The organism is Streptomyces sp. NPDC053755 (genome assembly GCF_040677675.1).
Classification (GTDB): Bacteria; Actinomycetota; Actinomycetes; order Streptomycetales; family Streptomycetaceae; genus Streptomyces.
The window spans coordinates 124,216-139,572 of the sequence record NZ_JBFASK010000011.1; the positions used below are offsets into that span (position 1 = coordinate 124,216).

The 15,357-nt window shown below is 71.8% G+C and carries 17 protein-coding genes and 1 pseudogene; 7 read left to right on the forward strand and 11 right to left on the reverse strand.

The window, feature by feature from the left end; translation table 11 throughout:
• Nucleotides 1-144: 144 nt before the first annotated feature.
• On the reverse strand, nt 145-909 hold the full coding sequence (locus tag AB0K65_RS13960) for a hypothetical protein (protein WP_365716063.1): 765 nt from the start codon (nt 907-909) through the stop codon (nt 145-147).
• Between the two features lie 42 nt (nt 910-951).
• A complete protein-coding gene (locus AB0K65_RS13965) occupies nt 952-1,083 on the reverse strand; it encodes a hypothetical protein (protein ID WP_365716064.1) in 132 nt (43 codons plus the stop codon).
• Between the two features lie 663 nt (nt 1,084-1,746).
• On the opposite strand from AB0K65_RS13965, the gene AB0K65_RS13970 reads away from it, so the two are divergent.
• The 3 genes from AB0K65_RS13970 (at nt 1,747) to AB0K65_RS13980 (ending at nt 5,973) form a co-directional block, all read left to right on the forward strand.
• Entirely contained in the window at nt 1,747-2,733 is a 987-nt protein-coding gene (locus AB0K65_RS13970) for an SCO0930 family lipoprotein (protein WP_365716065.1), read from the forward strand.
• Between the two features lie 265 nt (nt 2,734-2,998).
• Nucleotides 2,999-3,811 (forward strand): SAM-dependent methyltransferase, encoded by an 813-nt coding sequence (locus tag AB0K65_RS13975; RefSeq protein WP_365716066.1) that lies wholly within the window; start codon nt 2,999-3,001, stop codon nt 3,809-3,811.
• Nucleotides 3,808-5,973, forward strand: a complete 2,166-nt coding sequence (locus AB0K65_RS13980; protein ID WP_365716067.1) for an EAL domain-containing protein — start codon at nt 3,808-3,810, stop codon at nt 5,971-5,973. Before AB0K65_RS13975 ends, AB0K65_RS13980 begins: the two co-directional genes overlap by 4 nt.
• 40 nt (nt 5,974-6,013) lie before the next feature.
• Here the strand turns inward: AB0K65_RS13980 and AB0K65_RS13985 are convergent, their stop codons facing one another.
• Complete coding sequence (locus AB0K65_RS13985) at nt 6,014-6,892, reverse strand: LysR substrate-binding domain-containing protein (protein WP_365716068.1); 879 nt, start codon at nt 6,890-6,892, stop codon at nt 6,014-6,016.
• A gap of 72 nt (nt 6,893-6,964) precedes the next feature.
• Between AB0K65_RS13985 and AB0K65_RS13990 the strand changes: the two genes are divergently transcribed.
• From AB0K65_RS13990 to AB0K65_RS14000, 3 genes are read left to right on the forward strand one after another with little or no spacing between them, the layout of a single operon-like run.
• Nucleotides 6,965-7,693 (forward strand): succinate dehydrogenase, encoded by a 729-nt coding sequence (locus AB0K65_RS13990; RefSeq protein ID WP_365716069.1) that lies wholly within the window; start codon nt 6,965-6,967, stop codon nt 7,691-7,693.
• A 1-nt stretch (nt 7,694) separates the two neighbouring features.
• On the forward strand, nt 7,695-9,641 hold the full coding sequence (locus tag AB0K65_RS13995; RefSeq protein ID WP_365716070.1) for a fumarate reductase/succinate dehydrogenase flavoprotein subunit: 1,947 nt from the start codon (nt 7,695-7,697) through the stop codon (nt 9,639-9,641).
• Nucleotides 9,638-10,387, forward strand: coding sequence for a succinate dehydrogenase/fumarate reductase iron-sulfur subunit (locus AB0K65_RS14000; RefSeq protein ID WP_365716071.1), 750 nt, complete (start codon nt 9,638-9,640; stop codon nt 10,385-10,387). The genes AB0K65_RS13995 and AB0K65_RS14000 overlap by 4 nt, the downstream gene beginning before the upstream one ends.
• A 36-nt stretch (nt 10,388-10,423) precedes the next feature.
• Here AB0K65_RS14000 and AB0K65_RS14005 read toward each other — a convergent pair whose 3' ends face one another.
• The 8 genes from AB0K65_RS14005 to AB0K65_RS14040 all read right to left on the reverse strand — a co-directional run bounded on the left by AB0K65_RS14005 (nt 10,424) and on the right by AB0K65_RS14040 (nt 14,565).
• A complete protein-coding gene (locus AB0K65_RS14005; RefSeq protein WP_365716072.1) occupies nt 10,424-10,765 on the reverse strand; it encodes a gas vesicle protein K in 342 nt (113 codons plus the stop codon).
• Between the two features lie 83 nt (nt 10,766-10,848).
• Complete coding sequence (locus AB0K65_RS14010) at nt 10,849-11,067, reverse strand: gas vesicle protein (RefSeq protein WP_365716073.1); 219 nt, start codon at nt 11,065-11,067, stop codon at nt 10,849-10,851.
• A complete protein-coding gene (locus AB0K65_RS14015) occupies nt 11,064-12,245 on the reverse strand; it encodes a GvpL/GvpF family gas vesicle protein (RefSeq protein WP_365716074.1) in 1,182 nt (393 codons plus the stop codon). The genes AB0K65_RS14010 and AB0K65_RS14015 overlap by 4 nt, the downstream gene beginning before the upstream one ends.
• Entirely contained in the window at nt 12,242-12,682 is a 441-nt protein-coding gene (locus AB0K65_RS14020; RefSeq protein ID WP_365716075.1) for a gas vesicle protein, read from the reverse strand. The genes AB0K65_RS14015 and AB0K65_RS14020 overlap by 4 nt, the downstream gene beginning before the upstream one ends.
• A 20-nt stretch (nt 12,683-12,702) precedes the next feature.
• Nucleotides 12,703-12,951: a gas vesicle protein GvpG gene (locus tag AB0K65_RS14025; RefSeq protein WP_365716077.1), complete on the reverse strand. Its 249-nt coding sequence runs from the start codon at nt 12,949-12,951 to the stop codon at nt 12,703-12,705.
• Between the two features lie 38 nt (nt 12,952-12,989).
• On the reverse strand, nt 12,990-13,709 hold the full coding sequence (locus AB0K65_RS14030) for a GvpL/GvpF family gas vesicle protein (RefSeq protein ID WP_365716078.1): 720 nt from the start codon (nt 13,707-13,709) through the stop codon (nt 12,990-12,992).
• A 3-nt stretch (nt 13,710-13,712) separates the two neighbouring features.
• The gene (locus AB0K65_RS14035; protein WP_365716079.1) at nt 13,713-14,171 is read right to left on the reverse strand and encodes a gas vesicle structural protein GvpA; all 459 of its coding nucleotides are present in this window, start codon (nt 14,169-14,171) and stop codon (nt 13,713-13,715) included.
• A gap of 28 nt (nt 14,172-14,199) precedes the next feature.
• Nucleotides 14,200-14,565, reverse strand: a complete 366-nt coding sequence (locus tag AB0K65_RS14040; RefSeq protein WP_365716080.1) for a gas vesicle protein — start codon at nt 14,563-14,565, stop codon at nt 14,200-14,202.
• Between the two features lie 211 nt (nt 14,566-14,776).
• On the opposite strand from AB0K65_RS14040, the pseudogene AB0K65_RS14045 reads away from it, so the two are divergent.
• Nucleotides 14,777-15,357: pseudogene (locus AB0K65_RS14045) on the forward strand (histone protein); the annotation flags it as partial.

Below are 15,357 nucleotides of genomic sequence, written 5' to 3' on the forward strand. Positions count from 1 at the left end.
ATCACAGCCGCGATCCCAGACGGGCGAATGGGGCACCGATGTCCACCGTTCGGCCCAGGGCGCGCCGCTTCCGGCCCGGCATCCCGGGCCCCGCGCCACGCCCGCCGGTGTGCCCTGCCGCACGCGTGCCGGGGGGTCCCCCGGTCACTTGGTGAGCTGAGGGAAGAGGTCGGTGAAAGGTGTCGCGGTGGCCGAGATGCCGCGGCCGAACGGTGCGTCGAAGTCCCAGATCAGGAAGAGCAGGAACGCGATGAGGGCGCTGAACAGACCCGCGAGCAGCAGTTCCCGGCCGGTGCGCCGGATCTGCAGGGTGAAGATCAGGCCGACCGTCACCAGCGCTCCGATGATCAGGCCGAACCACACCACGCCGGGCATGGTCGCCCCCGCGCTCTGGCCCCGGGCGCCCCGGGCGTCGTCCACCGCCGCCACCTGGTCCACCAGCGGCTGGTACGCCTGCCCCTCGTGGTCGTTCGCGGGCCGGTAGTCCGTCACGCCGCGACGGATCTGCCCGAGCAGTTCGGTGCCCTCCTCGCTGAGCTCCCCGTGCTCGGACATGTGGCGCCACTCGGCGCCGACGACATGGGCGACGTACGCCTCGACGTCGGAACGGATCCGCTGACGGACGTCGGCGGGGTAGACCTCGACCCGCTCCGAGATCTCGTGCAGGGCCTGGGCCTCCTGGCGCACGGAGTCCTGGGCGGCGCTGCGGGCCTCCCAGACGCCGGCGATGGCGAGGCCGAGCACGATCGCGTAGACCACGCCGATCATCATCGTCATGTACTCGATGACGTCGGGGGTCTCGTTGGGGTCGTCGTCGTCGGGGAGCCTGCGGTTGTTGATGACGACGATGGTGAGGACGACGGCGCACGCGGCGGCCATCGCGATGGAGAGGACGAGCCATTCGGACATGGTGGTCTTCCTTCGACGGGCTCAGCGGGTTCCTCGACGGGCTCAGCGGGAGCGGGAGCGGAGCGCCGCGGTCGCGAGCACCGCGGGGGCGGTGACGAGCAGGGTCATCGACACGAGGGAGGGGCCGCCCTCGGGCCGGGGTCGCTGGGCGGGGCGGTAGCTCGGCAGGGCCACGGGGGCCGGTGCCGGCGGCCGCGGGCGGAGTGTGGGCGTGGGTGACGGCGGGGGTGGGGGTTCGGGCGCCGGGGCGGGCGGTGGCGGCGGGGCCGGCCGCGGCGGGGCCGGTGGATCCGCGCGGACGGGTGGCGGCGGCGCGGGTGTGGGCGTCGGCCTCGGCTTCGGCGGGGGAGACGGAGGCGGGGGCGGTGGTGGCGGCGTGGGTTCGGGCGGAGGCGTCGGCGTCGGGGTGGGAGTGGGCGGGGGAGTGGGCGTCGGGGTGGGGCTGGGCGGCGGAGGGGTCGGGGTGGGCGGGCAGTCACCCGGCCCGGCCACCGCGACCGCGTGCGAGCCTCCGGGCCAGGTCACCGCGGAGGCGCAGGCGTCGGCGGCGGCCGGCACCGGAGTGACGAGCAGCCACAGCAGCGCGGCGGCCCCCAGGGGCCGCGTGAGGAGCGATCCGTACACAGACACGCCGAAGAGCATCATCAGGTGGACCCCTCCCGCGGGTGCGGAACGCCCCTGATTCCCCGGATGGAGCGGTTCTTGGAGGGTGGGGGTTTGACGTCTCCGCGGAATTTCTTCGCCGATCTTTGAGCAGACCGACGACCGGGCCCGTACTTCATGCCGTGGACGGATCCCGACGCCGCTCCAACAAGCCATGAAGCAAGAGGAGTTGACATGAAGACCTGGGGGAACGCGGCACTCGCGCTGACCGCGGCGGCCGTTCTCGCGCTGACGACGGGGTGTGGCCAGGAAAAGGGTGGCCAGTCGCTCGGGGGTGCCCCCGCCGGTGCCGCGAACCCGGCCGGGGCCTCCGCGGACAGCGGGTACGACCCCGGTGGGTACGCCTCCGGGGGCTACGGCTCCGGTGCGGAGGGCTCGGCGGCGGCGGCGTCGCCCGCTGGTCAGCTCGTCGCGGCGGACACCAAGCAGCTCGGCAAGGTGCTCACCGACAGCAAGGGCTTCACGCTCTACCGCTTCGACAAGGACTCCGCGAACCCGCCCCGCGCCACCTGTGAGGGCGACTGCGTCACGGCGTGGCCCGTGGTGAGCGCCGCCGGCGCCAAGCCGCCGGCGGGCGTCGACCCGTCGCTGCTCGGCGAGGTGACCCGCGCCGACGGCACGAAGCAGCTCACCGTCGACGGCTGGCCGATGTACCGGTACGCCAAGGACGCCCGGCCCGGTGACGTCAACGGTCAGGGTGTCGGCGGCACCTGGTTCGCCGCCGCACCCGACGGAAAGAAGGCCGCACCGGCCGGGAATGCCGAGGAGGAGGGTGGAGGCGAAGATTCCGGTACGGTGCCCGGAGGGCTCGCGATCCGCGAGGATCCCAAGCTCGGTGACATTGTGGTGGATTCGCGTGGAATGACGGTTTATCGCTTCAAGAAGGATTCCGCCTGGCCGATGAAGACGGCCTGTGTCGGACCGTGCCTGAAGAAGTGGCCGGTTGTCGCCCCCGCGGACAAGAACGAGACCAAGGGCATCACCCTCAAGGGCTTCGTGACCTTCAACCGGCCCGACGGGATCAAGCAGCAGACCATCGACTGCTGGCCGCTGTACACCTTCGCCGGCGACGAGGAGCCCGGAGACACCAACGGCCAAGGCGTGGGCGGCACCTGGTACGCCGTCTCCCCCGAGGGAAAGCTGGTCGGAGCGCCCAAGTAGTCCCCCGCGCCGCGCTGCGACCGGTCGGCCCGCCGTCACACCTCCTGTGACGGCGGGCTCGACGCACGTCCGTATGCACGTGAATTTGCACGGCCTGAAGGCGTGAACTCTTCGTTGCGCGCGCACGTGCCAATGGCGTGTGACCAAGAACGGATCGCGAATTTCCGTTTCCACTCGCTCTCTCGGCGGGCGATCAGTAGCCTCGGCTCGAACACCGGCCGCGAACACATGGCCGCATCCCCGTGGCGACTTGTTGGAGACATTGATGGAGCGTCCCGCCTGGGCCCCGCCGGGTATCGATATCTCGGTGCCGAGCGTGTCCCGTATGTACGACTTCTATCTGGGCGGCTCGCACAATTTCGAAGTGGACCGGGAAGCGGCCCGCAAGGCGATGGAGTTCATGCCGGGACTGCCCAAGATCATGCAGGCGAACCGTGCCTTCATGCGCCGCGCCGTGCGCTTCGCGGTCGACAGCGGCGTCACCCAGTTCCTCGACATAGGCTCTGGCATACCGACGTTCGGCAACGTCCACGAGATCGCCCAGGCCGCGGACCCCGCGGCGCGCGTGGTGTACGTCGACCACGACCCGGTCGCCGTCGCGCACAGCCGCGCCGTGCTCGAGGGCAACGACGGCGCGGCCGTCGTCTCCGCCGACCTGCGCAAGCCGCGCGAGATCCTGCACAGCCCCGAGGTGGGCCGGCTCCTCGACCTGGACAAGCCGGTGGCACTGCTGCTCGTCGCCGTCCTGCACTTCCTGGAGGACGAGGACGAACCGGCGGAGGCCGTCGCCGAACTCCTCGGCGGGCTGGCCCCCGGCAGCCTCGTGATACTGACCCACGCCTCCTACGAGGGCATCCCGCTGACGGAGGAGCAGGCCGGCGGCACCGTCGAGGTCTACCGCACCATCCGCAACCCCCTGGTGATGCGCTCGCACGCCGAGATCTCCCGCTTCTTCGCGGGCTGCGAACTCCTCGACCCCGGGCTGGTGTCCATGCCGGACTGGCGGCCCGAGGGGGAGGCCGAGGAGGAGGATCCCTTCGCCTTCTCGGGCTTCGCAGGGGTGGGGCGCAAGGCGTGAAGCTGCCGTCTCAGCCGTCCGGTTCGGGGGCGGAACCGGACGACGCCGAGGACAGAGTCCGGCGGTTCGCGACCATCTGGAGCCGGGCCATCTTCCCGGTCACCGCCACCTCGCTGACCCGCGCCGAGTTCGAGCGGCACCTGCTGCCGCTCGCGCACGCCCTGCGCGCCGCACTGCACGACCGGCCCTTCGACACGACCCCGGCGCACCGCGCCGGCGCCGCGCTCGTGGCGGCCCACTGCACGGACCCCGACTCCCTCAGCCGTACCCTCGGCGTCGTCGACTCCTACCTCGTGCTGTATTGCGGCAACGACGGGGAGCACCCCGCCGAGGAGCTGCGGGCCAGGTGCGCACGGCTCCAGCACGCCATGGCGGCCGGCTTCGCCCAGGCCCTGCGCCAGCGGACCCTCACCGAGCAGGAGTCGATCGCCCGCTCAGCGCTCGCCGCCCGCAGCGCCGCCGAAGTCGCCCTGCACGCCACCGAGACCCGCTTCCGCGCGGTCTTCGAGGGAGCCGCCATCGGCATCGGCATCGCGGACCTCGACGGCAACATCCTGGAGGTCAACGAGACGCTGACCCGGATGTTCGGCGGTCTGGAGCATCACGTCCGCAGCCGCAACGTCCAGGACTGGGTGCACCCGGAGGACGCCCCGCACGTCTGGAAGCTCTACGGCGAGCTGGTGCGCGGCGAACGCGAGCACTACCGGGTCGAGAAGCCCTACTACCGCGGCGACGGCACCGTCCTGTGGACCAACCTCACCGTCTCGCTGCTCCGGGACGCCGAGGGCTTCCCCCAGTACCAGCTGGCGCTGATGGAGGACACCACCGAGCGGCGCCTGCTCAACCTGCGGCTGCGCTACGAGGCCACCCACGACGCGCTGACCGGACTGCCCAACCGGACCCTGTTCTTCGAGCGCCTGGAGAAGGCCCTCACGTCCGCCGAGGGGGCCCGCTTCGGCCTCTGCTACCTCGACCTGGACGGCTTCAAGGCCATCAACGACAGCCTCGGCCACGCGGCCGGCGACCGGCTGCTCGTCGAGGTCGCCGACCGGCTGCAGAGCTGCGCGACCGCACCCGGCGAGATGGTGGCCCGGCTCGGCGGCGACGAGTTCGTCGCCCTCACCACGGGCAGCGACACCGAAGCGCAGGTCGTCGAGCTGGCGAACCGCATCCTCACCACGCTCGCCACCCCCGTCCGGATCGACGGCCGCGAGCTGACCGTCCGCGGCAGCGTCGGCGTCGTCGAGGGACCGGCCGGCGAGCGGACCCCGGCCGAGGTGCTGCGCAGCGCCGACATCACCATGTACCGCGCCAAGTCGGCCGGAGGCAACCGCTTCGAGCTCGCCGACGCCGAGGCGGACGCCCGGGCCATCACCCGGCACGGGCTCACCACCGCCCTGCCGGCCGCCCTGGAACGCGGCGAGTTCTTCATCGAGTACCAGCCGCTCGTGCACCTCGGCGACGGCAGCGTGCACGGCGCCGAGGCGCTCGTACGGTGGTGCCACCCGCAGCACGGCGTGCTCGGTCCCGACCGCTTCATCCCGCTCGCCGAGAACACCGGCCTGATCGTGCCGCTCGGCCGCTGGGTGCTCCAGGAGGCGGTGCGCCAGGCCCGGTTCTGGCAGACCCGGCACTCCGACGGCGGCCCGCTGCGCATCAACGTCAACCTCTCGCCGACCCAGCTGCACCATCCGCGCCTGGTCGCCGACACCGTCGACGTCCTGGAGCGCTCGGGTCTGGAGCCGGGGGCGCTGTGCCTGGAGGTCACCGAGTCGGCGCTGATCGGCGCCGACGACGACCTGCTCAAGCCGCTGCGCCAGCTGGCCGAGATGGGCGTGGACATCGCGCTCGACGACTTCGGCACGGGCTACTCCAACCTGGCCAACCTGCGCCGCCTGCCGGTGAGCGTCCTCAAGCTCGACCGCTCCTTCACCCGCGGCATGCAGCAGCACCCGGCGGACCCCGTCGACCTCAAGATCGTGGAGGGCATCGTCTCGCTGGCCCACAGCCTGGAGCTGGCGGTGACGGTGGAGGGCGTGGAGACCGGCGCACAGGCCCAGCAGCTGCGCGAGCTCGGCTGCGACACGGCCCAGGGCTGGTACTACGCCCGCCCCGGAGCCCCCGACCGCATCCACTCCCTGCTCCTCGCGGACGCGGTGTAGCCCCGGCCGGACAGCGTGGTGCGGCGGGCCCGGCGGGCGGTCACCGGGAGCGGAGGAGGAGCCTCTGCAGCTCCCGGGCCGCCCGCGGCGGGGCCACGTCGCTGCGGTGCGCCAGCGCGATCGTGCGCCGCAGGCCCGGGCCGGCCAGCGGGGTGACCCGCAGGTCGCGGCCGGCACGCGCCGCGACCATGGCCGGCACCACCGCGACCCCCAGACCCGCCCGTACGAATCCCAGCACCGCGTCCATCTCGCCGCCCTCCACCGTGAACGACGGCTCGAATCCCTCGGCCCGGCACGCCGCCACCGTCAGCTCCCGCAGGTCGTAGCCGTGCCGGAACATCACCAGCGGCCGGTCGCGCAGATCCGCGATCCGCACCGGCCGGCCGGGAGCCGGCAGGGCGGCCGAGGACACCATCACCAGGTCCTCGCGCAGCAGCTCCACCGTCGTCAGCGCCGGCGAGGGGGTCGGCAGCGGCAGCACCACCAGCGCCAGGTCGAGCGCGCCGCGCGCCAGCTGCCGTACGAGGTCGTGCGAACCGCCCTCCTCGATGAAGAGCCGGATCCCCGGATGCAGATCGTGGAAGGCCCGCAGGACGTCCGGCAGCATCCCCGTGCACAGGCTCGGCGTCGCGCCGAGCCGCAGCCTGCCCCGCCTCAGCTGTGCCAGCTCCTGCACCTCGTGCCGTGCCGTGTCCGCGTCGGCGAGGATCCGCCGGGCCAGCGGCAGCAGCGCCTCACCCGCCTCGGTCAGCGTGATGTTCCCGCGCGCCCGGCTGAACAGCTCCGCCCCGAGCTCCTGCTCCAGGGCCTTGATCTGCTGGGACAGCGAGGGCTGGGACACGTGGACCCGCTCCGCGGCACGCGTGAAGTGACGGGTCTCCGCCACGGCCACGAAATAGAGGAGCTGCTGGAACTGCATAGGGAAAGCCTATCGAGATGAGCCGGACCATGTCTTGGACCTCTCGGACCGTTCGGCCCTAGCGTCTTTCCCATGGCTCTGGCAACGAAGACGAAGAACCGGGGGACCGGCCGCCCGCCGTCCCCGGCGCGCCCGTCCGGCTTCTGGGCGTCGACGATCGGCAAGAAGACGGTCATGGCCGTCAGCGGCCTCCTCATGCTCGGCTACCTCGTCGCCCACGTCGCGGGCAACCTGAAGGTCTTCTTCGGGCCCGAGGAGTTCAACGCGTACGGCCACTGGCTGCGCACCATGGGCGCCCCCGTCCTGCACCACTCCTGGGCCCTGTGGCTCGTGCGGATCGTGCTCCTGGCCGCCGTCGTCGGCCACGCCGTCTCCGCCTATCAGCTCAGCCGGCGCGACATCGCGGCCCGCCCCACCGCCTACGTGCACAAGCGCAAGCGCTCCTCCTACGCCACCCGCACCATGCGCTGGGGCGGCGTCATCCTCGCCCTCTTCATCGTCTGGCACATCCTCGACCTGACCACCGGCACCGTGCACCCCGGCGGCTTCCAGGAGGGCCACCCCTACCAGAACGTCGTGGACACCTTCTCCACCTGGTACGGCAACGTCATCTACATCGTCGCCATGGTCGCCGTCGGACTCCACGTCCGCCACGGCTTCTGGAGCGCGGCCCAGACCCTCGGGGTGGGCAACGCGCGCCGCGACCGGGCCCTGAAGGCCCTCGCCAACGGGCTCGCCCTCGCCCTCACCGCGGGCTTCGTCTCCGTACCCGTCGCCGTCATGACCGGAGTGGTGAGCTGACATGAGCTTCCTCGACTACACGACCGGCGCCCCCGCCGTCGATCACAAGGCGCCCGCCGGGCCCGTCGCCGAGCGCTGGGACACCCGGCGCTTCCAGGCCAAGCTGGTCAATCCCGCCAACCGGCGCAAGCACACCGTCATCGTCGTCGGCACCGGCCTCGCCGGCGGCTCCGCCGGCGCCACCCTCGCCGAACAGGGCTACCGCGTCGTCCAGTTCTGCTACCAGGACTCCCCGCGCCGCGCCCACTCCATCGCCGCACAGGGCGGCATCAACGCCGCCAAGAACTACCGCAACGACGGCGACTCCGTCCACCGCCTCTTCTACGACACCGTCAAGGGCGGCGACTTCCGGGCCCGCGAGTCCAACGTCCACCGCCTCGCCCAGATCTCCGTGGAGATCATCGACCAGTGCGTCGCCCAGGGCGTCCCCTTCGCCCGCGAGTACGGCGGACTCCTCGACACCCGCTCCTTCGGCGGCGTCCAGGTCTCCCGCACCTTCTACGCCCGCGGCCAGACGGGCCAGCAGCTCCTCCTCGGCGCCTACCAGGCGCTGTCGCGCCAGATCGCGGCGGGCAACGTCGAGTTGCACGCCCGTACCGAGATGCTGGACCTGATCGTCGTCGACGGCCGGGCCCGCGGCATCGTCGCCCGCGATCTGGTGACCGGCCGGGTCTCCACCCACTACGCCGACGCGGTGGTCCTGGCGAGCGGCGGCTACGGCAACGTCTTCTACCTGTCGACCAACGCCATGAACTCCAACGCCACCGCCGTCTGGCGGGCACACCGGCGCGGCGCCCACTTCGCCAACCCCTGCTTCACCCAGATCCACCCCACCTGCATCCCGCGCACCGGCGACCACCAGTCCAAGCTGACGCTGATGAGCGAGTCGCTGCGCAACGACGGACGCATCTGGGTCCCCAAGGCGAAGGGCGACACGCGCCCCGCCGCCGAGATCCTCGAGGACGAGCGCGACTACTACCTGGAGCGGATCTACCCCTCCTTCGGCAATCTCGTGCCGCGCGACATCGCCTCCCGCGCCGCCAAGAACGTCTGCGACGAGGGGCGCGGCGTCGGCCCCGGCGGCCAGGGCGTCTACCTCGACTTCGCCGACGCCATCCGGCGGATGGGCCGCCGGGCGGTCGAGGAGAAGTACGGCAACCTCTTCGACATGTACGAGCGGATCACCGCCGAGAACCCGTACGAGGTGCCGATGCGGATCTACCCCGCCGTGCACTACACGATGGGCGGCCTCTGGGTGGACTACGACCTCCAGACCACCGTCCCCGGCCTCTTCGCCATCGGCGAGGCCAACTTCTCCGACCACGGGGCCAACCGCCTCGGCGCCTCCGCGCTGATGCAGGGGCTCGCCGACGGCTACTTCGTCCTGCCCTCCACGATCAACGACTACCTCGCCCGCCACCCGTCGAGCGAACCCCTCCAGGACGACCACCCGGCGGTACGGGAGGTACTGGCCGAGACGGAGGACCGGCTGCACCGCCTCCTCGCGGTGGACGGCGACCGCACGCCCGACTCCTTCCACCGCGAACTGGGCGAACTCATGTGGGAGTTCTGCGGCATGGCCCGCTCGGAGGAAGGGCTGCGCGAGGCGCTCGAGCGCATTCCGCGGATCCGCGAGGAGTTCTGGCGCCGCGTGAAGGTGCCCGGCACGGGCGAGGAGTTCAACCAGTCGCTGGAGCGGGCCAACCGCGTCGTCGACTACCTCGAACTCGCCGAGCTGATGTGCCTCGACGCCCTGCACCGCGCCGAGTCCTGCGGCGGTCACTTCCGCGAGGAGTCCCAGACACCGGACGGCGAGGCGGCCCGCCGCGACGAGGAGTTCTCCTATGTCGCCGCCTGGGAGTTCGGCGGCACCGGCGACGCCCCCGTCCTGCACAAGGAAGACCTCGTCTTCGAGTACGTCCACCCCACCCAGCGGAGCTACGCATGAAGCTCACCCTGCGCGTCTGGCGCCAGAAGAACGCCGACGCCGAAGGCGCCATGTCCACCTACCAGGTGGACGGCATCTCCCCGGACATGTCGTTCCTGGAAATGCTCGACACCCTCAACGAGGAGCTCACGCTGCGGGGCGAGGACCCCGTGGCCTTCGACCACGACTGCCGCGAGGGCATCTGCGGCGCGTGCAGCCTCGTCATCAACGGCGACGCCCACGGCCCCGAGCGCACCACCACCTGCCAGCTCCACATGCGGTCCTTCCGTGACGGCGACACCATCGACATCGAACCGTGGCGTGCCGCCGCCTTCCCGGTGGTCAAGGACCTCGTCGTCGACCGGTCGGCCTTCGACCGGGTCATCCAGGCCGGCGGCTACATCAGCGTCCCCACCGGGGCGGCCCCCGAGGCCCATGCGACGCCGGTCCCCAAGGCCGACGCCGACCACGCCTTCGAACACGCCGAGTGCATCGGCTGCGGCGCGTGTGTGGCGGCCTGTCCCAACGGCTCGGCGATGCTCTTCACCTCGGCCAAGATCAACCACCTGAACGTGCTCCCGCAGGGCGCGCCGGAGCGCGAGACCCGGGTCCTCGACATGGTGGCCCAGATGGACGCGGAGGGCTTCGGCGGCTGCACGCTCACCGGGGAGTGCGCGACGGCCTGCCCGAAGGGCATCCCGCTGCCGTCGATCGCCGCCATGAACAAGGAGTGGCTGCGGGCGGGCCGGAAGGCCGCACGCCGGTAGCCACGCCGGAGGCCACGAGCGGAGCGGGAGGCGAGGTCACGAGGGCTCGCGGGGGAGCAGGTGCCCGAGCGGCCCGAGGTCGAGGTTCAGGTCGTCGAGGGTGAAGCCGTGCTCGACGCACAGCTCGGCCAGTCGGTCGTGCAGGGCCAGGAGGGTCGCGCCGAGCTCCTCCTCCTGCTCGTCGGTGAGGTCGCCGGCGTCGACGCGCCGCAGGGCCTGGCGCTCGATGAGCTGACGGAGGAGTTCCACCAGGGTCAGGACGAGCTTCAGGAGGTCCTCCTCGACGGAGTCCCGGTCCGTGTGGAGACGGTGCGCGGGCCGTGGACGCTCCCCCTGGGCCGTGGGGGGCGCCTGGACGAGCCGGAAGGCCTGGGACATGGCGTCGCCCACGGCCCGGAGGCGCGGTGGCGCGCTCGCGGCGGGCGGCACCTTTGCGCCGTCCCGGCCCGTCGGTTCCCCGTTCACGGCGGTCCACCGTCCCGTACGGCCGTGGGCGGCCCCGTCTCGGAGCCGACCGAGACGATGAGCGCGCGCAGGGAGATCCGGACGAGGTCGATGTCGGCGATGGACAGGACGATGTCGCCGGTGATCACCACCCCGCCGGTGAGCAACCGGTCGAGGAGGTCGATGAGGGCGACCTGGCGTTCGGGGAGCGGGTCACCGCGCTCGGGAAGGGTCATGACGCGGACCGCCGGGTGTCGGGCGGGTCGTGGCGGACGCCGGGCGGGTGCCCGGGCTCCGCGGACGGGCCCGGGGCCTCGTGGCGGACGCCGGGCGGGGAGCCGGGCCGGTCGGGTGCGCCCAGGGGCGCGTGGGGGGCGCCTGGCGGGTATCCGGGCTCCCGGGACGGGCTCGGGCCCTCGGCTTGGTGAGCCTCTTGGGGCGGGTGACCCGTCTCGTCAGGCGTCCCGACGGCCTCGTCGGCCTCGTCGGGCGGTGTGACGAAGGAGTAGGGGGCCCACGGCCCCGTCACGTCGACGCGGACGTCCGGGAAGTCCCGGGCCGCGCGCGTCACCGCCGCGCGAAACGCCTCCGCCCGCGCGTCCGGCACCAGGTAGGCGTCGTTGAGAACGTTCTCCTCGGGACCGGTCAGCGCTCCTCGCTGCACCGCGTGGCGCACGCGCTGGGAGGCGTGCGGCGACGCCGCGGCCTCGATGGTCTCCGCCGCGCGTCGCGCCTCGTCGTAGGCGGCCTCCTGGGCGTGGTGCTGGGCCTTGCGGCGCCGGAGGTAGGCCTTGCCCGGGGACTGCGCCGGCGCCTCCGCGGCGGGTTCGGCGCCGGGCCGGGGCGTGCCGGACCGCAGGAGGTACATCTTCACCCCGAACTCGGTGTGCGCCTCCAGCCCGGCCAGCCGCTCGGCGAACGCCTCGCGCCGCCTGGCGAGCGCCTGCCCGGCCCGGGCGTCGTCCTGATAGACGGTGGCCATGCGCAGGGGCAGGACGGTCGCGTGGGCGGCGAGGGCCTGGACGACGTCGTGGTGGGCCCGGGCGACGCTTTCGAGCCACTCCAGGTCTTCGAAGTGGTCCTTCAGAGCCGCCTCGTCGAAGTCCCGGCGCGGCACGGGACTGACGACGAAGACGACGGCCCCCGGACGGCCGGACGCGCCGGCCTCGTCCGTCTCCTCCGTCTCCTCGGTCTCGTCGGTGTCGTCCACGAGGGCCTCGTCCAGGACCCCCTCCGCCGGTCCGTGGCCGCCTGGGAGCGGCTCGCCCCTCGCCCCGGAGGCAGCCGGCTCGTACAGCAGCCGGACGGGCGCCCCGAGGACCCCGGTGACGCCCGCGAGGGCGTCGTGCGGCGCCTGCGCACGTCGGACGACGGCGTACACGTAGGTCAGCGTCTCCTCGGCGGCGCTCGTCATGTGCGCCGCCGTCCGCCGGGACCGCCCGCCTCGTCGTCCGGGTGGTCGGTGGGCAGGTCGTACAGCGCGCCGGCGGCGCGACCGCCGGCCTCTCCCTCGCCCACCCGGTCGCGCCGGAGGGACTCCAGCTCGGCCCGCAGGCGCCGGTTCTCCTGCTCCAGCGGGCTGCCGGTGTGGCGGCTGGAGAGCGAGGGATCGTACTCCCACCAGTCGATCCCCATCTCCTTCGCCTTGTCCACCGAGGCGATCAGGATGCGGAGCTTGATCGTGAGAAGTTCGATGTCGAGCAGGTTGATGCGGATGTCGCCGGCGATCACGATGCCCTTGTCCAGGACACGTTCCAGGATGTCGGCAAGGCTGGACGAGGTGTTCTGGCCGTACGGCGCGGCGGCCCGGGACGTGTAGGAGCCGGGTCGGCCCGGTAGGGGATCGGTCACGGTGGCGCCTCATCTCCTGGTCACGGCAGTCGCTGCCGGAACTCGTCTATCTCCGCCAGGCGGTCGAGCAGTTCGTCCTCGCGGAGGTCGAACGTCTCCTGGTCGATCTCCCCGTTCACCAGCAGGCGTTCGAGCTCCGCGAGTTCACGCCAGACGGGCGCGGGATCGTAGTACTCGTCCTCGGCCGCGTCGACCACGCGCTGTGCGGTCCACATCACGGCCCGCACCGGCTCGACGGGCAGCGTCAGCAGCCGGGTGAGCAGCCCCATGGCGGGTCCTCCTCCCTCTCTCCGGCGACGGCCGGCGGTCACTGCACGAAGCTGTAGGGGGGCAGGGGCCCGTGGAAGCGGAGGTCGACGCCGCCGTCGATCTCGCGGGCCAGATTGCCCTCGGCCGTCAGAAGGTCGCTCTCGCGGTCCTGAGGCACCAGAAGGGAGAGGTTGAGGAACTCGCTGCCCGACGGCGGGCGGGAGAGGTGTTCCCGTGCGAAGGGGAGCAGCGCCTGGACCAGGCCGTCCGCCAGGGTCTGCTGACGCATCTCGACCTCGCGGGCGACGAGCTCGCCGAGGGCCATGGGCAGCTGCGGGTCCTGATCACCGGACCGGATCCGCGCGTTGAGGTCCCGGGCCTCGGGCGAGTCCTCCAGGATCTGGCGCAGGAGGGGCTCCTCGTCCTGCTGAGAGGCCCTCACATGGTGCTCGGCGCACCCTTCGAGGCGCTCCAGCGTGGCCAGGTAGGCGGCGGCGTTCTCCTCGAGGGCCTGTCGTACGGCGTCCTCGTCGGGCGCGATGTAACCGAACTGCAGGGGCAGGACGGTGCCGTCGCCCATCAGGCGATCCTGCACCTCCTGGTGCGCGGCGAGGTCCCGGCGTTTGGGGCGGACCTCTTCCGCGATGTCACTGACGATGGCGCTGAGCTTCCCGACGGTGACGCTTCTGAGCGGGGCCGCGTGGGAGCCCACCCCCGTCATCCCGTCCAGGCGCCTGGAATGACTCGTGGCGGTGATCGAGTACACGTACAGCGCCATCGGTCACTCCTTCTCTCGCCGTACGGGTCGTCGGGCGGGGCGCCGCTTCCGGGCGGGTGCTTCTTCCTCGGCCTCTTCCTCCTCGGCGTCCCGCGACTTGGACGAGCCACCGGTCAGGGAGTCGGAGACGGCTTCGACGGCGCCGCTGAGCGCGCCCTTGGACTTGCCGCGGGCACCCCCTTCCATCATGCCGCCGACGACCTCGGGGAGTTGGGCGGGCGCCTTGCGGCCGGCTTCGAGGTCGAGCCGGTTGCAGGCCTCGGCGAAGCGCAGATAGGTGTCGACGCTGGCGACCACGATCCGTGCGTCGATCTTCAGGATCTCGATGCCCACCAACGAGACGCGGATGAAGACGTCGATGACCAGACCGCGATCGAGGATGAGCTCGAGGACGTCGTAGAGGCTGCTGCTGCCGCCTCCGCCTCTGGATACGGTGCTGCCGCTCTGCGGCACCATGGTCATGGCGCCTCCTTCCGCGGCCGGGCCTGTGTCAGGCCGGCCGGTCGATCGTTCCTCGGCTGTAGCGACGGGTGCGTTCGTAGGAGATCAGCTCGCCCTCCTCGTCCAGGGCGACGCGGTAGCTGGCCATGACGCTGGTGCTGTCGGGGACGCGTTCCAGCTCCATCACCTCCACCTGCGCCTCCCACCCGTCGTCCGTCGGCTTGAGCGAGGACACCGAGTCGGGCGGCCGGCCCAGCAGCTCGGAGAGCTGTACGGCCGCCGAGCGCATGGCGGAGGCGGCGTTCGGGACGCCCGCACGGCGCCGGGGTGTACTTCGCCGGGGCGGCTTCCTGTGCTGCTCTTCGTCGTCGCCCCGCGGGGGGACCCGTCGTGAGCGAGGCGTCTCTGCAGCCATATGCACTCCCATGGGGGAAAGGCACTCTAGAACCTAGAATGTCACTTATTAGGGACATAAGTCTTGTGGTGGGGGTAGCTGCTGAGTGACGGCAGCCCGAGCGGGACCGTTTCGCCGCCCCTGCGCGAAGCGCCCGTGGGCCACCGGTGAGGACGGTCCCAGCGGGCGGTGCCAGAGGGCCCGCCGACGCCCTGGCGAAGGGGATGAGCTCATGCAGGACATGAACAAGATCGCGCTCGCGGCCGCGGTGGCCGGGGGTTACCTCCTCGGACGCACCAAGAAAGGACGTCTGGCTTTCACCGCGGCGACCTATCTCGCCGGCCGCCGCTTCGGGCTCGAGCCCGGGCAGCTGATGAAGGAAGGCCTCTCCCGAGTCAAGGAGATGCCGCAGTTCGCCGACCTCGGTGACCAGCTGCGCGGCGAAGCCCTGGAAGCCGGGAAGAAGGCCGTGACCGCGGCGGCCAACCGCAAGCTCGCCGACTTCGCGGACTCGCTGCACGAGCGCACTCTGGAGCTCACCCGCCCCGATGGGGGCCGTGAGGACGAGGACGCGGAAGAGGAAGAGGAGCCCTACGAGGACGAGGAAGCGGAGGACTACGCCGCCGAGGACGAGGACGAGGACCGGGGCCCGGAGGGCGAAGAGGAAGAGGAGCCCTACGAGGACGAGGAAGAAGAGGAAGAGGAGGAGGAAGAGGAGCCGGAAGCGCCGCGAGGCGAGGAGGAAGAGGACGAGGAGGAAGAAGAAGAGGAAGAGGAAGAGGAGCCGGAAGCGCCGCGAGGCGAGGAGGAAGA

Coding starts and splice junctions, on each gene's coding strand:
- AB0K65_RS13990 (WP_365716069.1), top strand. CDS start 6,965: ATGGCTCTGGCAACGAAGACGAAGAACCGGGGGACCGGCCGCCCGCCG.
- AB0K65_RS14030 (WP_365716078.1), bottom strand. CDS start 13,709: ATGGCGCTGTACGTGTACTCGATCACCGCCACGAGTCATTCCAGGCGC.
- AB0K65_RS13985 (WP_365716068.1), bottom strand. CDS start 6,892: ATGCAGTTCCAGCAGCTCCTCTATTTCGTGGCCGTGGCGGAGACCCGT.
- AB0K65_RS13960 (WP_365716063.1), bottom strand. CDS start 909: ATGTCCGAATGGCTCGTCCTCTCCATCGCGATGGCCGCCGCGTGCGCC.
- AB0K65_RS13970 (WP_365716065.1), top strand. CDS start 1,747: ATGAAGACCTGGGGGAACGCGGCACTCGCGCTGACCGCGGCGGCCGTT.
- AB0K65_RS14000 (WP_365716071.1), top strand. CDS start 9,638: ATGAAGCTCACCCTGCGCGTCTGGCGCCAGAAGAACGCCGACGCCGAA.
- AB0K65_RS14025 (WP_365716077.1), bottom strand. CDS start 12,951: ATGGGGCTGCTCACCCGGCTGCTGACGCTGCCCGTCGAGCCGGTGCGG.
- AB0K65_RS13995 (WP_365716070.1), top strand. CDS start 7,695: ATGAGCTTCCTCGACTACACGACCGGCGCCCCCGCCGTCGATCACAAG.
- AB0K65_RS14005 (WP_365716072.1), bottom strand. CDS start 10,765: ATGTCCCAGGCCTTCCGGCTCGTCCAGGCGCCCCCCACGGCCCAGGGG.
- AB0K65_RS14015 (WP_365716074.1), bottom strand. CDS start 12,245: ATGACGAGCGCCGCCGAGGAGACGCTGACCTACGTGTACGCCGTCGTC.
- AB0K65_RS14035 (WP_365716079.1), bottom strand. CDS start 14,171: ATGACCATGGTGCCGCAGAGCGGCAGCACCGTATCCAGAGGCGGAGGC.
- AB0K65_RS14040 (WP_365716080.1), bottom strand. CDS start 14,565: ATGGCTGCAGAGACGCCTCGCTCACGACGGGTCCCCCCGCGGGGCGAC.
- AB0K65_RS14010 (WP_365716073.1), bottom strand. CDS start 11,067: ATGACCCTTCCCGAGCGCGGTGACCCGCTCCCCGAACGCCAGGTCGCC.
- AB0K65_RS13975 (WP_365716066.1), top strand. CDS start 2,999: ATGGAGCGTCCCGCCTGGGCCCCGCCGGGTATCGATATCTCGGTGCCG.